Origin of the sequence: Nocardia sp. NPDC006630 (assembly GCF_040611495.1) — a bacterium.
Lineage (GTDB): Bacteria > Actinomycetota > Actinomycetes > Mycobacteriales > Mycobacteriaceae > Nocardia.
In genome coordinates this window covers 258,091-274,691 of record NZ_JBEXOK010000004.1, presented here as the reverse complement: position 1 = coordinate 274,691, position 16,601 = coordinate 258,091, and the positions used below count along the sequence as shown (strand labels likewise).

At 66.9% G+C, this 16,601-nt stretch carries 11 protein-coding genes and 1 tRNA gene; 10 read left to right on the top strand and 2 right to left on the bottom strand.

The window, feature by feature from the left end:
* Entirely contained in the window at nucleotides 1-882 is an 882-nt protein-coding gene (locus ABZX86_RS12990; RefSeq protein ID WP_355123066.1) for a helix-turn-helix transcriptional regulator, read from the bottom strand.
* A 438-nt stretch (nucleotides 883-1,320) separates the two neighbouring features.
* Between ABZX86_RS12990 and ABZX86_RS12985 the strand changes: the two genes are divergently transcribed.
* From ABZX86_RS12985 to lysA, 6 genes are all read left to right on the top strand, one after another.
* Nucleotides 1,321-2,751: an MFS transporter gene (locus ABZX86_RS12985; protein ID WP_355123064.1), complete on the top strand. Its 1,431-nt coding sequence runs from the start codon at nucleotides 1,321-1,323 to the stop codon at nucleotides 2,749-2,751.
* A gap of 124 nt (nucleotides 2,752-2,875) precedes the next feature.
* Nucleotides 2,876-3,475: a PadR family transcriptional regulator gene (locus tag ABZX86_RS12980; RefSeq protein WP_355123062.1), complete on the top strand. Its 600-nt coding sequence runs from the start codon at nucleotides 2,876-2,878 to the stop codon at nucleotides 3,473-3,475.
* Nucleotides 3,472-5,499 (top strand): NADPH-dependent 2,4-dienoyl-CoA reductase, encoded by a 2,028-nt coding sequence (locus tag ABZX86_RS12975; protein WP_355123060.1) that lies wholly within the window; start codon nucleotides 3,472-3,474, stop codon nucleotides 5,497-5,499. The genes ABZX86_RS12980 and ABZX86_RS12975 overlap by 4 nt, the downstream gene beginning before the upstream one ends.
* Nucleotides 5,499-6,146, top strand: a complete 648-nt coding sequence (locus tag ABZX86_RS12970; protein WP_355123058.1) for a VOC family protein — start codon at nucleotides 5,499-5,501, stop codon at nucleotides 6,144-6,146. The genes ABZX86_RS12975 and ABZX86_RS12970 overlap by 1 nt, the downstream gene beginning before the upstream one ends.
* Before the next feature lie 46 nt (nucleotides 6,147-6,192).
* Complete coding sequence (gene cmrA, locus ABZX86_RS12965) at nucleotides 6,193-6,987, top strand: mycolate reductase (RefSeq protein ID WP_327144304.1); 795 nt, start codon at nucleotides 6,193-6,195, stop codon at nucleotides 6,985-6,987.
* Nucleotides 6,988-7,116: 129 nt separating this feature from the next.
* Nucleotides 7,117-8,463: a diaminopimelate decarboxylase gene (gene lysA / locus ABZX86_RS12960; protein ID WP_355123056.1), complete on the top strand. Its 1,347-nt coding sequence runs from the start codon at nucleotides 7,117-7,119 to the stop codon at nucleotides 8,461-8,463.
* Between the two features lie 9 nt (nucleotides 8,464-8,472).
* Here the strand turns inward: lysA and ABZX86_RS12955 are convergent, their stop codons facing one another.
* A complete protein-coding gene (locus tag ABZX86_RS12955; protein ID WP_355123054.1) occupies nucleotides 8,473-10,224 on the bottom strand; it encodes a helicase HerA-like domain-containing protein in 1,752 nt (583 codons plus the stop codon).
* Nucleotides 10,225-10,402: 178 nt separating this feature from the next.
* Here ABZX86_RS12955 and orn point away from each other — a divergent pair, with 178 nt between their 5' ends.
* From orn to ABZX86_RS12935, 4 genes are all read left to right on the top strand, one after another.
* The gene (gene orn, locus ABZX86_RS12950) at nucleotides 10,403-11,026 is read left to right on the top strand and encodes an oligoribonuclease (protein ID WP_355123052.1); all 624 of its coding nucleotides are present in this window, start codon (nucleotides 10,403-10,405) and stop codon (nucleotides 11,024-11,026) included.
* Between the two features lie 67 nt (nucleotides 11,027-11,093).
* Nucleotides 11,094-11,166: transfer RNA gene (locus ABZX86_RS12945), tRNA-His, on the top strand.
* Between the two features lie 141 nt (nucleotides 11,167-11,307).
* Nucleotides 11,308-13,845, top strand: a complete 2,538-nt coding sequence (locus tag ABZX86_RS12940) for an AAA family ATPase (RefSeq protein WP_355123050.1) — start codon at nucleotides 11,308-11,310, stop codon at nucleotides 13,843-13,845.
* Nucleotides 13,846-14,020: 175 nt separating this feature from the next.
* Nucleotides 14,021-16,411, top strand: coding sequence for a LuxR C-terminal-related transcriptional regulator (locus tag ABZX86_RS12935; protein ID WP_355123048.1), 2,391 nt, complete (start codon nucleotides 14,021-14,023; stop codon nucleotides 16,409-16,411).
* The last annotated feature ends 190 nt before the right edge of the window (nucleotides 16,412-16,601 follow it).

Genomic DNA, 16,601 nt, shown 5'->3' with positions numbered 1-16,601 from the left:
CTACGAAATCGAAACGCCCGGATGGGCTTGCGCGAAATGCGCCAGCCAGGGTTGCCGCCGCTCCTCTGGAGTCATGGCCACCAATGTGCGCAGCCGCGTCCAGCCGGCCTCGTCCGAAGGAGTCAGGATCTGCAGCCAGGCACCCGCGATGGTGGGCAGTGACAGGCTCGTCACCACCATGTCCACATCGCCGGTGATGATATTGCGGATCACCTTGCTGCGGCCGCGCGGGACCGCGACATCATTGCGCGCCCACATCTCCGCGAACAGTGGACTGGCAGCGGCCAATTCGTCGATGAACTCCGTCCACAGGGGATCCTGCAGATTCTTGGCATAGGCGCCGCGCAGGAAACCCACCATGCGCGCCTTGTGCTCCATATCGCCAGGGTAGGGATTGCAGCACTCCGGCGCGAGGAACACCATCCGAACGACGTTCTTGCTGTTCGTGGTGAAGAGCGGGCACAGCGCCGCATACGCCGCATTGTGGGCGATCACGTCATAGCGCGCGGACAGCAGTACGGCCGGCAGCGGATCCACATGGTCCAGAATCACCTGCAACTCATCCGGCACCGGTCCATCCGCATGCGGCGACGGAATGGTCTGCACATCCGCCAGTCGATACAGATGCGCCCGCTCCGCCCCGTCCAAACACAGCGTGCGCGAAATGGCATCCAGCACCTGCACACTCGCATTGATATCGCGCCCCTGCTCCAGCCACGTATACCAAGTCACCCCGACCCCCGCGAGCTGCGCCACCTCCTCCCGCCGCAACCCAGGCGTCCGCCGCCGCGTCCCCACCGGCAACCCCACCTCCTCCGGCCCGATCCGCGCCCGCCGCGACTTCAAAAACGCCGCCAACTCCTCCCGCCGCGTCTTCCGCACCGACCGCGCCCGATCCCCCTGCCCCACAGCAGCCTTGGCCGTTCCCGCCCGCCCTGCACCGGGCTGCGCTGCATCCGTTCGAGCGGCATTCCCCTGCGCCACATCGGTCCGAGCGGCACCCGCCTGCGCCACCGTTCGGGCGGCACTCACCGGCGCCGCATCCGGCCGTGCGGCGCTCGCCCCTGCTGTGCCTGTGCGCGGAGCATCGGTCTCGGTGGCACTTGCCTGCACGGCGCTCACCTGGGTGGGGCGGTGCCGTAGGACGCTCGAGTCCGGGCGGAGGGTGGGAATACTTTCTCCGGCCTGAGGCGCTCCATTGGTGGCTGGTGAGTTCACATATCCATAGTGGGCGCATCCGGCACCGGTATCCAGGTGGTGTGGGTACCAGCATAAGCAGGCTCCTGTTTGCGGGGCGGGGTGCGGCGCAGGCTCGTTTACATGACACAGAGCCTGACCCAATCTCCACCGGCGGTGGCGGCTCCGGCATCCGCTTCCGCTACTCGTCGACCTCTCGCCGTACTGGCCGTGATCCTGCTCGGGCAGTTCATGGCGGTGCTGGATGCCTCCATCGTCAATGTCGCGATTCCCGCGATTCGAACCTCTTTGCACGCTTCGGGTTCCGCACTGCAGCTCATCGTCTCCGGCTATGTGATCGCCTACGCCGTACTGCTGGTGACCGGCGCCCGGCTGGGTGATCGGTTCGGGCAGCGGAATATGTTCCTCGCCGGACTCGGCATCTTCACCGTCGCGTCGCTGATCTGCGGGCTGGCGTGGAATACCGAGGCGCTCATCGTCTTCCGATTCCTGCAGGGCATCGGCTCGGCGGCCATGGTGCCGCAGGTGATGACTCTCATCCAGCGGGTGTTCACCGGAACCACACGCGCCCGGGCGCTTTCGGCCTATGCGGCCGTCATCTCCGGCGGCATGGTTGTCGGGCAGATCGTCGGCGGTCTCATCGTCAGCTCGGATCTGGCCGGAACCAGTTGGCGCGGCGTGTTTCTGGTGAATGTGCCGATCGGACTGGCACTGCTGGCCATCGCACCGCGGATTCTGCCCGCCATCACCACGCGGGTGAACCGCAAACTCGACCTGCCCGGGCTGGCGGTGCTGACCACGGCGGTGCTACTGCTCGTACTACCGCTGGTACTCGGGCACGAACAGCACTGGCCGGTGTGGAGCTGGATCGCATTGGTCTGTGCCGCAGCGGGATTCGCGGGATTCGCAGTGGTCGAGCGCTGGGTGCACCGGCGCGGCGGGGAACCGCTCTTCGCCGATCGGGTGCTGCGGGCGCCGGGGCTGGTGCTCACCGCCGTCACCCTGCTGCTGGTCATGTGCACCTTCGGCGGCTGGCTGTTCGTCATGGCCATCCATCTGCAGAGCACCCTCGGATACAGCGCACTGCACGCGGGCCTGCTGTTCATTCCCATGGGCGTGGCCTTCGCTATCGCCAGCATGTATTGGCAGCGCATTCCGGCGCGCTATCACGCGATCATGATCCCGGCCGGGTTGGTGCTGGCCGCGATCACCATGGTCACCATGGGCCTGCTGCTGCGTGACGGCAGGGATCTGGGCCCGCTGGAGCTGACCGTCTTCGGATTCATGGGCGTCGGATTCGGGCTCTCGTTCAGTCCGCTGATGAGCCGCACCACCGCCAAGATTCCGGTCGCGCTGGCCGCCGACGCCAGTGGCATCCTGGTCACCAATGTGCAGCTGGGCGTGGTGATCGGCATTGCGAGTTTCGGCTCGGTATTCCTGAGCCTGGCCGGGTCGACCGCACTGTCGGCCTCGCACGCGGTCGGCGTCACGGCCATCGCCGAAGGCATTACCGTGCTGGTCGCAGCGGGTTTCGCCGCTCGAGCGGCACGGTGACCTGACCGCGGAGATCACCAGGACTCTGGAAGTCTGAGGGGCGCCCCCGCCGGGGCGCCCCTTTTTTCGACTTTCCCTATGCACTGAATTGCATAGTACGTCGAGTCTCAGTTACCCTGGCCGCATGGCCCTCGAACACGCGCTATTGGTATCGCTGACCGAACGCGCGAGCTCGGGTTACGACCTGGCCCGCCGGTTCGACAAATCCATCGGCTTCTTCTGGAACGCCACCCACCAGCAGATCTATCGCGTGCTCAAGCGCATGGAAGAGCAGGGCTGGGTGACCGCCGAGGCCGTGGCGCAGGAGGGCCGCCCGGATAAGCGGGTCTACACCGTCAGCGACGCGGGCCGCGGTGAACTCACCCGCTGGATCGCCGAACCCAGCGATGCCGGGCCCATGCGCAATGAACTCGGCGTGAAACTGCGCGCCGCCTCGCTCGGCGACGTCCCCGCGCTGGCCGCCGAATTCCAGCGGCACCGCGACGAACACGCCCACCGCCTCGATCTCTACCGGAACTTCGAGAAGAAGGACTACCCCGCGCCGGATCAGCTCTCCGGCCGCACCCTGCACCAGTACCTCGTACTGCGCGGTGGCATCCGCGTCGAAGAGGGTTTTGTCGACTGGTGCGACGAAGTACTTGCCGGCTTGCGCAAAGACAATCCCGATGGCCTCCGCGACCCAGCCCGGTCGCAGGCGTCCGACCCGAAAGGCACTGCGCGATGAGCGCTTACCCGCATCTGTTCGAACCCCTGGACCTGGGATTCACCACACTGCGCAATCGCGTGGTCATGGGTTCCATGCACACCGGCCTCGAAGACCGGGCCTGGCACACCAACCGGCTGGCGGCCTACTTCGCCGAACGCGCCCGCGGCGGAGTCGGTCTCATCATCACCGGTGGTTACGCGCCCAACCGCACCGGCTGGCTGATGCCGTTCGGCGCGAAGATGACCAATAAGACCGAGGCGTACCGCCACCGCGTCATCACCAGGGCGGTGCACGCCGAGGGCGGCAAGATCGCGCTGCAGATCCTGCACGCGGGCCGCTATTCCTATATGCCAGGCAGTGTTTCGGCCTCCTCCATCAAGGCGCCGATCAATCCGCTGCGCCCGCGCGCACTCTCGGCCAAGGGCGTCGAGCAGACCATCGACGATTACGCGCGCTGCGCCGCGCTGGCCAAGTTCGCCGGCTACGACGGCGTCGAAATCATGGGTGGTGAAGGGTATTTCATCAACCAGTTCCTGGCGCCGCGCACCAATAAGCGCAAGGACAAGTGGGGCGGCTCGCCGGAGAACCGCCGCCGCATCGCCGGTGAGATCGTGCGCCGGGTGCGCAAGGCCGTCGGCCCGGACTTCATCATCGTGTTCCGCCTGTCCATGGCCGATTTCGTGGAGAACGGGCAGACCTGGGACGAGATCGCCGCTGTCGCAAAGGATGTGGAGGCCGCCGGAGCTACCATTATCAATACCGATATCGGCTGGCACGAGGCGCGGGTGCCCACCATCGTCACCTCGGTGCCGCGCGGCGCCTTCGTCAAGTGGACCGCGAAGGTCAAGGACGAGGTGAGCATTCCGGTGTGCGCCTCCAACCGCATCAATATGCCGGAGACCGCGGAGGAGATCCTCACCCGCGGCGATTCGCATCTGGTGTCGCTGGCCCGCCCCCTGCTCGCCGATCCGGACTGGGCTCGCAAGGCCCAGGAGGAACGCGATGACGAGATCAATACCTGCATCGCCTGCAACCAGGCCTGCCTGGACCACGCCTTCCAGATGAAAACCGTGTCCTGCCTGCTGAATCCGCGCGCCGGCCACGAGACCGAACTGCAGCTGCTGCCGACCCGCCGCACCCGGAAATTCGCCGTTGTCGGCGCCGGCCCGGCCGGGCTGTCGGCCGCGGTGAGCCTGGCGCAGCGCGGGCACGTCGTGGACCTGTTCGAGGCCGATGACAAGATCGGCGGCCAGTTCGATATCGCCCGCCGCATCCCCGGCAAGGAGGAGTTCAGCGAAACCCTCCGCTACTACACGCGCCAGATCGAAATCACCGGCGTGCGAGTGCATCTGAACACCAAGGCCACCGCGCAGCAGCTCATCGACGGCGGCTACGACGAGATCATCCTGGCCACCGGCGTGAAACCGCGCATCCCGAACATCCCCGGCGTAGACCACCCGAAGGTACTCACCTACGCTGAACTGGTGCGTGAGGGCAAGCCCGTCGGCAAGAAGGTCGCGGTCATCGGCGCCGGCGGTATCGGCTTCGATGTCAGCGAGTTCCTCACTGTCGAAGGTCATCCCAGCCTCAAGCTCGACGAGTGGGAAGAGGAGTGGGGCGTGTCGGACGATCCGAATATGCGCGGCTTCCTCACCACCCCCAAGCCCTCCCCTGCCGCCCGCGAGGTGGTCCTGCTGCAGCGCAAGTCCTCCTCCTTCGGCAAGGACCTCGGCAAGACCAGCGGCTGGGTGCACCGGGCCGCGGTCAAGGCCAAGGGCGTGGAGCAGATCGGCGGCGTGAACTACGAGCGCATCGACGATCGCGGCCTGCACATCAGCTTCGGCGAGAAGCGGCAGCGCCCCACCGTCATCGAGTGCGACAACGTAATCCTCTGCGCCGGACAGGAATCCGTCCGGGATCTGGAAGCGCCGCTGCAGGCTGCGGGCGTCAAGACGCACCTGATCGGCGGCGCCGACTTCGCCTCCGAGCTCGATGCCAAGCGCGCCATCAACCAGGGCACCCGGCTGGCGGCAGCACTCTGATGCCCACCCTCACCCGCCTGGGCCTGCCCGGAAACGAGCAGGCCTGGGCGGCTCTGGGTTTCACCAGCACCGGCGGTGAGATCCGCATCGGCCATGTCACCTGCACCCTGGGTGAGCCCGGCTGGGGCTTCGACGAAACCCGTTCCGACCCAGCGCAACTCGGCGTGCCGTATCTGACGTCCGATACCGGGCGCGCGCCGGGCAATCCGGGCGGTATGCATGCGGCGGGCAATAATCGCGCGGCGACTCTGGCCGAACAGCCGAGCCCGCACGCCAATGGGGTCACGATCGTCGACCACGTCGTGTACTGGGTGCCGGACCTGGACCGGGCCGCCACCGATCTCACTGCGGTGCTGGGCATTCCGCCGCGCCGCCGCTTCTTCCCGCGCGGCCCGGACGGGCCCGAGATGGCCTTCTATCGCGTCGGTGAGCCCTTCATCGAGGCGGTGAGTTACGGCGGTCCGCCCGCGCTGCTCGGCGTCGCCTTCCTGACGCCCGATCTGGATGCCGCCGTCGCCGCCATCCGCGCGGCGGGCGGACCCATCGGCGACCCCAAACCGGCGGTGCAGGGCGGTCGCATCGCCAGCGTCTGGCGCGGGCATGTCAACTGGGGCATCGCCTTCATGGAGCCCAAGCCGCGCAACTGAGCCGCGCCCGGCTCACCGCCGGGATTCATGGGTAGGCTGCCTAGTCGTGAGCTTGCCTGCGCCTACCGCTGATAATCGTGCCGTCGTGACCGGAGCTTCCTCGGGGATCGGAACCGCCCTGGCCGAGGAACTCGCCTCGCGTGGCTATTCGCTGATTCTCGTCGCCCGCCGCGGTGAGCTGCTGGCCGAGCTGGCGCAGCGGCTGACCGAGCGCTACGGCATCACCGCCGAGGTGCGCGCGGTGGATCTGTCGAATCGGGAGCAGCGGGCGCCGCTGGCACAGGAGCTGGCGTCGCGGAATATCGCGATTCTGTGCAATAACGCCGGTGTCGCCACCTTCGGGCCGCTGGCGAAGCTGGACCTGGCATTCGAGCGCGACATCATGGAGCTCAATGCCGTCGCGGTGCACGACCTTTCGCTGGCCGTCATGCCGGGCATGATCGAGCGCCGCGCGGGCGGCATTCTCATCACCGGTTCCGCGGCCGGCAATATGCCGATCCCGAACAATGCCACCTATGCGGCCAGCAAGGCCTTCACCAACAGCTTCTCCGAATCGCTGCGCGGTGAGCTCAAGGAGTACGGCGTGCACGTCACGCTGCTGGCCCCCGGTCCGGTGCGCACCGACAATCCGGATCAGGAAGAGGTCGGCACCAAGATTCCGGAGTTCATCTGGGTCACCGCCGCGCACACCGCCAAGATCACCATCGACGCCCTGGCCCGGAACAAAATGCGCGTCGTTCCCGGCCTGATCAGCAAGGGTATGAGCCTGGCCGGGCAGTTCGGGCCGCGCTCGCTCACCTCGGTGGTCGTCGGAGCGGCGTACAAGAAGATGGGCAACTGACGGAATCCCGTCAAGATCAGCCGTACGGATGTTAAGGCCGTGTAGCCGGAAGTCTCCGGCTACACGAATCGGCGTAGTCCTGAAATCGGCCCCGCATACGGAATAGCGGGGACGCACACAGGAGACACCGTGACGCTGCTCGAGATCTTCCCGTCGCTGCGGTCGGGAGGCATGCTCCCCCGCCTCGATCCGGCGGTCTGGCCGCGTGAGACCCACTACGACAATGACGGGCGCATTACCGTCGGCGGCGTGGCGCTGGCCGATATCGCGGATCAATACGGCACTCCTACCTATGTCCTGGACGAGGGCGAGGTGCGCGACCGCTGCCAGGCCTACCGGCGGCGCTTTCCGGAAGCCGAGATCATCTACGCCGGCAAGGCGTTGCTGACCCGCGCGGTGGCCGAATGGGTCACCGACGAGGGCCTGTCCATCGATGTGTGCTCGGCCGGGGAACTGGCTGTGGCACTGTCCTCCTGGACCGATCCGGAGCGAATCGTGCTGCACGGCAACGGTAAACCGTTCGCCGAACTGGAGACCGCGATCAATTGCGGTATCGGCCGGGTCGTCATCGATTCGCTGACCGAGATCACGCTGCTGTCCGCGCTGGCCACCAAGCCGCAGCGGGTGCTGCTGCGCATCTGCCCCGATATCGACGTGCACGGCCATCCCGCGGTGCGCACCGGTGTCACCGATCAGAAATTCGGCTTCGCCATCGGCAGCCAGGCCCTGTCCGAGGCCGTGGAACGGATTGTGCGGCAACCGAATCTGGAGTTCGCCGGGCTGCACTGCCATATCGGCTCACAGATCTACGACACCTTCCCCTACGGTGAGGCCGTGCGGCGGATGATCTCCGAGATGGCGCGCATTCGCGACGATTACGGGGTCACCCTCACCGAGCTCGATCTCGGTGGCGGGCACGCCGTGGCCTACCGCCCCGGTGATGCCGAGATGAATCTGGCCGAGCTCGCCGACATCATCGAGGACTCACTGGACGCGGCCTGCGCGCGCTACGGCTTCCCGCGCCCCCGCATCGCGCTCGAGCCCGGCCGCGCCATTGTCGCGCGCGCCGGCGTGACCCTCTACCGGGTGCTGTCCATCAAACACGTCGAGGGCGGGCGCACCTTCGTCACCGTGGACGGCGGTATGAGCGACAATCCGCGCGTGGCCCTGTACGGCGCGCACTACGAGGCCGTCGTCGCCAACCGCCATCCCACCGGCCCGCATATGACGGCCAGCATCGCCGGCCGCTACTGCGAAGCCGGTGACATCCTCGCCACCGACGTCCGTCTCCCCGCCGACCTGCGCCCCGGCGAAGTCCTCGCCATGCCCTGCACCGGGGCCTACCACCACAGCCTGGCCTCCTCCTACAACGGCGTCGGCCGCCCCCCGATCGTCGCCGTCCGCGACGGCAGCAGCCGCGAACTGGTCCGCCGCGAAACCATCGAGGACCTCATGCGCCGCGACATCGGCCACTGATCTCCGTGACTACCGCTTGCGGGTGCCGAAGATGCTGCGGCTGATTTCGCGGCCGGCGACGGTGGCTGCTGAGCGGAGGAAGTTTTTGAAAGCGGGGTTGTTGACGACCTTCTCCGCCATCGACTCGTCCTCCGGGGCAGGCTTCGGCGCACGTCCGGACTTCGCCGGGGCCTGGGCGGCCGCCTCGTCCGCCGAGGCGGCGACCTTCGCGGTCAGGATCTCGTAGGCCGATTCCCGGTCGATGGTCTGGCCGTATTTGCTGTACAGCGTGGATTGTTTTGCGCTGGCACGGATTCCGTCGTCGCCGATGGTGTCCATGAGCGAGCGCGGGGGCTGCATGCGCGCCCAGGCCACCGGGGTGGGAGCGCCCTTCTCCGACAGCACAGTCACCACCGCCTCACCGATACCCAGTGAGGTCAGCGCCTTTTCGAGATCGTAGGTGGCGGTCTTGGGGTAGGTGCGCACCGTCTTCGACAGCGCCGCCTGATCCTCCGGCGTGAAGGCGCGCAGCGCGTGCTGAATACGCGCACCCAGTTGGGAGAGCACGGAATTCGGGATATCCGTGGGCAGCTGGGTGCAGAAGAATACGCCGACGCCCTTGGAGCGGATGAGCTTCACCGTCTGCTCCACCTGCTGCAGGAACGCCTTCGACGCCCCGCTGAAGAGCAGATGCGCCTCGTCGAAGATGAAGACCAGCTTCGGCTTGTCCATATCGCCGATCTCCGGCAGCGTCTGGAACAGGTCGGCCAGCACCCACATCAGGAACGTGGAGAACATCTGCGGCCGCGAGGCCTGTGCGCCCAGCTCGAACAGGGTGATCACACCCTGCCCGCCGGCGGTGCGCATGAGGTCGGCCGGATCCATCTCGGGCTCACCGAAGAAGGTGTCGCCGCCATCGGCCTCGAGATTGACCAGGGCCCGCAGGATCACACCGGCGGTGGTCGCGGAGACGCCGCCGATGCCCTTCAGATCCTCCTTGCCCTCCGGGCTGGTGAGGAACTGGATCACCGAGCGCAGATCCTTCAGATCCAGGAGCGCCAGCCCGTTCTTGTCCGCCCAGTGGAAGATGAGACCGAGCGTGGACTCCTGAGTCTCGTTGAGCCCCAGCACCTTCGACAGCAGGATCGGGCCGAATGCGGTGATGGTGGCGCGAATCGGCACCCCGATCCCCTCGGTGCCCAGCGAGACGAACTCGCACGGGAAGCCGGAGGGCTTCCAATCCACCGCACCGGTCTCCTGGGCGCGCGCGATCAGCTTGTCGTTCGACTCGCCCGGCCGCAGCAACCCCGAGAGGTCGCCCTTGATATCGGCGACCACCACCGGCACACCGGCCGCCGACAACTGCTCGGCAATGCCCTGCACCGTCTTGGTCTTACCGGTACCCGTCGCGCCCGCCACCAGGCCGTGCCGGTTCATGGTCTTCATCGGAATCCGCACGCGCGCATCGGGATGCACCTTGCCGTCCACGATCACGGTGCCGAGCTCCAGCGCCAGGCCCTCGAACGCGTACCCCGCGGCGATCTCACGCGCGGCCAGCTCATCCGGTGGCGTCGCGGCATCGGCCGTCGAGTCCTCTTTCGCAGCAGCGGGTTTCGCGCTCGACGACGCACCGGCCTTCGTATCGGCAGCCTGCGCCGCGGCCTCCTGCTCGGCCGCTTCCTTTTCCGCGGCTTCGACCGCGGCGGTCGCTTCCGCAGCGATCCGCGCCGCGTCCTCCGCTGCTTTACGTGCCGCCGCTACTTTGTCCTGCGGGGTGGTCATCGCGATTCCTCCGTCTGCTCTGCCAACTACGACTGCTCTCGAGAACTGCCCTGCCAACAACGCCGACCGCATGGAGCACGGATCTGCAGAGAACGATACTGCCCGGTCGGATCGCTACGGCTGCCCGACGCGGCCGGGTGCGGGGGTCGGCGACAGCGAAACGACTAACCTTTGCCGAGTGTCAGACAAATACGTGGTGTGGATGGATTGCGAGATGACCGGCCTACGCCTGGACAGCGACAAGCTGATCGAGGTGGCCGTGCTCGTGACCGACAGTGAGCTCAATATCCTCGGCGAGGGCGTGGACATCGTGATCCACGCCGATGACGCCGCCCTCGCGGCCATGCCGCCGGTGGTGACCGAGATGCACGCCCGCTCCGGGCTCACCGAAGAGGTTCGCGCCTCGACCGTCACCATGGCCGAGGCCGAGCAGCAGGTCCTCGAATACATCAAGAAGTACGTCCCGGCCCCGCGCACCGCGCCGCTGGCCGGCAATTCGATCGCCACCGATCGCGGCTTTCTCGCCCGCGATATGCCCGCCCTCGACGCACACCTGCACTACCGCATGATCGATGTGAGCTCCATCAAGGAATTGGCCCGCCGCTGGTACCCGCGCATCTACTTCGGCCAGCCGGAGAAGGGTCTGTCGCACCGCGCCCTCGCGGACATCAAGGAGTCCATCCGCGAACTGCAGTACTACCGCCGCACCGCCTTCGTGCCCGCACCCGGCCCGTCGACGGCGGAAATCGCGGCGGTGGCCGCCGAGCTCAGCACCCCGAAACCGACCGGAAATACCGCGTAACCAGCCGATTAGGTACTCCGGGGAGGATCGCGATACGATCTACCGCGCCGGAAACACACCGGCAATGGTGACCGTAGTTCAGTTGGTAGAGCACCAGGTTGTGATCCTGGATGTCGCGGGTTCGAGTCCCGTCGGTCACCCCGAGCAAGAGGCCCCGGTCCACTGGACCGGGGCCTCTTGTTTTCCAAATGAACTGTCCGGCAACGGATTGCTGGACGGTGTCATCGTCCGGAATGTCGCCGAGCCACGCGGATCCGACACAGCCGATAGGCTCTCCGGCTATGCCGGTCGGACCTGGTTTCCGCGACACTGGTGCGCCGATGGAGACCGGCGGACTCGCCGGTCGCGAGCGTGAATTGGAGCGCCTCACCACGCTGCTGTCCAACTCGGCGCGCATGGTGACATTGATCGGCCCGGGCGGAATCGGAAAGACCCGTCTCGCAACAGCAGTGGCCCGCAGGATTCGCAAAGCACGGCGAATGCCGGTGTATTGGGTACACCTGGCGCGGCTGCCGCGTGATGCGGGCCACAGGCCGATCGAGGATGCGATCCTGGCGGCAGTCATCGACGGCGACTTCTCGGGCCGGTCGGCACCGCAGGCACTGCGGCACACGCTCGGCCGGTCCGATGCGGCCGGGCGCGCGGTACGGACGCTGCTGGTGCTGGACAATTGCGAGCACGTGCTGGACGGGGTCGGCCGGGTCGTCGCCGAATTGCTCAACGCGATCCCCGGATTGACAGTGCTGGCCACCAGCCGCACCGCGATCGGATGGGTCGACGAGCACATCATGCCGATTCCGCCATTGCCGCGCGCCCAGGCGCTGGCCCTGTTCGAGCAGGGCGCGGAGCGGGCCGGGCGTCCCGTAGCGGTGGGTGATCAGGCATTGGCGGAGTCGATCTGCCGACACCTGCACAACTATCCGCTGCATATCCGGCTGGCCGCCGCGCGGCTGCGTTATCAGCCGCTGCCGATGATCCTGCGGGATCTGGACGGTGCGGCAGCCGATCGCCGATTGCGCTGGTCGCCGGGATTCCGGGTGGGCGGTGACGAGCGGCATCGCGATATCAATGCGGTCATCGGGTGGTCGTTCGAGTTGTGCGGGCCGAAAGAGCGCCTGCTGTTCGAACGGATGTCCGTCTTCGCCACCGGCTACGACATCAATCCGGAAGACGTCGATGCCGACGGGATCGCCGGTCCGGACATCGGCGCCGACCTGGACGCGATCGAAGCGGTATGCGCCGACACCGACACCGGCGGTCTGGCACGGCACGAAATCGAGAGCCTGCTGGAACAACTGGCCGATCGGTCGATGGTGTCGATTCACCTCGGCGCGGACAATGTCCGATACTCGCTGCTGGAGAGCTTCCAGGTATTCGCCCGAGCGCGCCTGCAGAGCACCGATGACGGCGAATGGCTCCGGTTGTCCGGGCGTCATCGCCGCTATTACCGCGATGAGATCGCGGCGGCCTGTACACAGTGGGTCAGCCCGCGCGAGCAGGATCTGCTCGCGCGGGCACGCGCGAGCTGGGACAACGTGCAGTGTGCCATCGAGAGCAGCCTGTCCGATCCCGACGAGGCAGTGATCGGCCTGGAGATCGCCGCCGGGCTCATCAGCCTGCGCATCCCGTTTCTCCGTGGCTCGCTACGGGAATCGCGTGGGCTGGCCGAGCGCAGTCTGTCGGCCGCGCGCGCACTGGGGAGGTGCTCGACCGAGCTGGAGATATCGGCCCGCGCTCTGATCGGCTGGCTCAGCCTGTGTCAGGGGATGCCCGGCGACGCCCAGAAGATGCTGGACGACTGCGTATCCGCATGCCTCGAACCAGCGGCGCCGACCAACTGGCGGGCGGATCCGGCGGCCGACCTCGGTCTCCCCGGCGCGGTCGAATACCTGTGGGGCAGTGTCCTGATGCTGTCGCAGGGTGACCCTCGGGCCATGGTGGTGCTGGCCCGGGCCCGGGTGAAGTTCACCGCGGCCGGTGATCCCGGCGGGACCGCGATGAGCGAGCTGTTCGAGTCGTTGGCAGCCGCTTTCTACGGAACAGCCGAGCAGGCACTGGCGGTGACGGGCAGGCACCTCGATCGTGTCGCATCGTCCGGGGCGCAATGGGCGACCTCCTGGGGACGCTATGCGCGCGCAATCGCCTTGTCGGAGTACGCCGATCCGAATGAGGCCATGGCCCTGTGTGATTCAGCCCTGGAATGGCAGATTCCCATGCGGGACCACTGGGGCGGAGTGTGGGGACTCCATATTCGAGCGTGGATCCTGGCGCGCATGATCGACAACCACGGCTCGGAGCAGCCGGTCCGGCAAGACCGGATCGAGCAGTGGGCGATGGAGATTGCCCGGCTGACCGGCAGCACGGCGGCGCTCCGCTGGCAGTCGGGCATCGAGCTGACCAACCTGGGACCCTTCGCGGACAGATCGGCCCTGGCGGTCGAGGTCGCCGTAAACATAGTGGGTCACAGCGCCTTCGAAGCCGCTGCCCGCGAAGGCGAAAGGGCGGGAGAGACGGTCCGGATGGCCGCGGGCGGCCGCGCACCGGTGGACTCGGCTGCGCACCCGGCCGTCGGCACCGATTCGAACAACCGGAACGACCCGTCGGAGCATTGGGATGCGCTCACCGCCGCCGAACAGGACGTGGCGATATTGATCGCCGCGGGACTCACCAACACCGCGATCGCGGCCCGGCGCGGCACCTCGAATCGGACGGTGGATTCCCAGGTCGCCGCCATCCTCGTCAAGCTGGAGATCAACTCCCGCAAGAGCATTCTCCCGCTGCTTCCCGCGGAGCATCGCGCGAGCCTTCTTCGCTCTTAACCGGGGCGTGTTCTCGTTCAACGGCTGTCGTGTCCTACAAAGAACCAAGATCACCAATGTGAGATCGGTCTCGAGTCGCTACGATCATGCCGCGACACTGTCACCGGATGCAATGGTGCACAACGTGATCGAGGGCCCGAGTCATCTCGGGTATGCGGTACGAGGAGGATTCCCCATGGTTGACCGCGAAAACGAGACACGACCACCGCTGTCCATCGACGGCAGCGCCACACCACTGAACCCGACACTCATCGGCCGCGACTCCGAACTGGCGGAATTGCGCGAGTTGCTCGCCTGCCGATCGGTGCGGTTGCTCACTCTGACCGGACCGGCCGGGGTGGGCAAGAGTCGGCTGATTCGGGAAGTATTGTCCGGCAACGAATTCCGCGATACGACAATCGTAGTCGAACTGGCGGAGGCAATGGACCGGGCGGGCGCCGCACAGGCGGTCGAGGCGGCACTGCCCAGCGGCCCGGCCGCGCGACCCGGCACCCCGTTCGATACGGGGGCGCCGCTCTTCGCGAGTATCACCGCGGACCACGACCGAATTCTCCTGCTGGACAACTGCGATCGAGTCGCCGCCGATATCGCCCCGGACGTGGGACGACTACTCGAGCGGTATCCCGGCACCATGGTCGTGGTGACCAGCCGGGTGCCGCTGCGATTACCCGGCGAGCAGGGAATGCTGGTGCGCCCGCTGGCCGTGGACGGAGGTGCGGATATCTCCTACGATCCCGCGTCATCGCCCGCCTCACAACTCCTGCTCGACAGTATCGACAGCTATTACCGCGGCCAGCATTCACTCGCCGACCGGCTGGTCCTGGACGAAATCGTGCGGGAACTGGACGGAGTGCCGCTGGCACTGGAATTGGCGGCCACCGAAATCGCCCGGATCGGGCCGATCCGCACGCTGCGCCGGATCAAAGCGGGCGTGGACCTGCCCTCACCGTTCTCTCGCCCCGGACCCGCCCGGCACCGCACCATGCACGATGCGGTGGATTGGACCGTGGCCGATCTCGACGCACCCGTCGTCGATCTGCTGCTGCGGCTTTCCCTGTTCGAGTCGCCCTTCGATATCGAACTCGCACACCAGGTCAGCGACCTGCCGCGGGAATCGACCACCGCCGCCCTGACCACGCTGTCCGAGCGCGGACTGCTCGATCGCATCGAATCGGGCGCCGATGCCGGGGCCTACCGGGTCAGCGGCACCGTGCGCGGCTATTGCCGGCGGGTGTGTGAGGCCGAACCGGCCCGCGCCGATCAATTGCGCCGTGAGCACACCGATCGCCTGCTGCTCGCGGCCGAGCAGATCGGCCCCCGCTTGAATCGGCGAGATCGGGCCGGTGAGACCACCGGCCCGGTGGTCGGGCTACTCACCGCGGTCCACCACCTGATCGATCTCGGCCAGCCCGAACAGGCCATCGAAACCGTGGCCATGCTGGATTCGGTCTGGTTCCAGCACGGGCACGTGCGGGAATTGGAGTCGGTGCTGATCGAGGTGCTCACCGACCGCCGCGACACCCTGAGCGGGCTCTCCGGACCGCTGTGCCTGGAACTGCTGGGACTGTGGGCGCTGCGCACCGAGCGGCCGCGCCGTGCGGCGCGCATTCTGGCCGAGGCCGCGACCGCCTACCGGACGGCCGGCGAGGAAGTCCGGGCGCTCCGGGTCGGCATGCCGCTGGCGTCCGCGCTGAACGCGCTCGGCAATTCCCGTGGCGCGAAACGGCATCTGCGCGCCGCCCTGCCGCTACTGAGCCGACTACCCGAGCGATCGGTGGCCTGGCTGCCGATCGCGAAGGCGATCATGGAACTTCCGCAGCCCCCACGCCGGGCGGACACCACCTGGACCGCGGTACGCGACCGGGTCCGGCAGAGTGATACCTCGATCCGGCCGGCGGCGCTGAACACCCTGGCCCGCAGTCAGATCAGCGCCGAGACCACCGATCGGGCGCTGGAGCTCTTCCGCGAGGTGCTCGGTTACGAGGACCTCGCCGACCATCTGCTCGCCGCTGTCGTCGCGGTCGAGGGTTGCGCGGTCGTGTACGACGCCGCCGGACCCGAATATGTCGAATATGCCGCCACACTCGCCCTGGCCGCCCGTAATCTCCGTGTGGCACACCAGATTCCACCGCTCGATGCGGAGGATCCGGAACTGCCCATCGATGACTACCGGATCGCACTCGGGGAACACGCTTTCCACGCCGCCACGGTGGTCGCGGCACATCTGGGATTGACGGAGGCGGCGGCCTATATCCGTGCGGCGCCGACGCCGGTCCCGCCCGACAGCTCACCGCTCACCGCACTCACCGCGCGCCAGCGCGAAATCGCACTGCTGGTCGCGACCGGCATGACCAACCGGATGATCGCGACGCACCTGCGCATCTCGGAGTGGACCGTGGTGAACCACGTGCGCCACATCATGATCAAGCTGGAGTGCCCGTCCCGTCTGCACATCGCCCTCGTGGTGGAGCGGGACGCCGGATCCGACAGCAGTCCCGAGCCGCCCGAGTCCACCGGGCCCAAAACGGATTTCGCACCGCCCGCGCGGCAATTCACCGAACGCTGACAAGAACTTGTCATCTTACGAAATCGCTGATCACCGTTTTGACAGGGACCCGAACCGATGCGATCTTAATATCCGAAGATAGTTGTAATACCTTGCGCGAAGCAACTATTCAGCGGAACGGACATGACTACGCCCCGGCAACGGCGCCGCTCGTTTTCGTGATCCATGGATTTCGAAGTTTAGGAAACCC

Coding starts and splice junctions, on each gene's coding strand:
- ABZX86_RS12985 (WP_355123064.1), top strand. CDS start 1,321: ATGACACAGAGCCTGACCCAATCTCCACCGGCGGTGGCGGCTCCGGCA.
- ABZX86_RS12980 (WP_355123062.1), top strand. CDS start 2,876: ATGGCCCTCGAACACGCGCTATTGGTATCGCTGACCGAACGCGCGAGC.
- ABZX86_RS12975 (WP_355123060.1), top strand. CDS start 3,472: ATGAGCGCTTACCCGCATCTGTTCGAACCCCTGGACCTGGGATTCACC.
- ABZX86_RS12970 (WP_355123058.1), top strand. CDS start 5,499: ATGCCCACCCTCACCCGCCTGGGCCTGCCCGGAAACGAGCAGGCCTGG.
- ABZX86_RS12955 (WP_355123054.1), bottom strand. CDS start 10,224: ATGACCACCCCGCAGGACAAAGTAGCGGCGGCACGTAAAGCAGCGGAG.
- ABZX86_RS12940 (WP_355123050.1), top strand. CDS start 11,308: ATGCCGGTCGGACCTGGTTTCCGCGACACTGGTGCGCCGATGGAGACC.
- ABZX86_RS12935 (WP_355123048.1), top strand. CDS start 14,021: ATGGTTGACCGCGAAAACGAGACACGACCACCGCTGTCCATCGACGGC.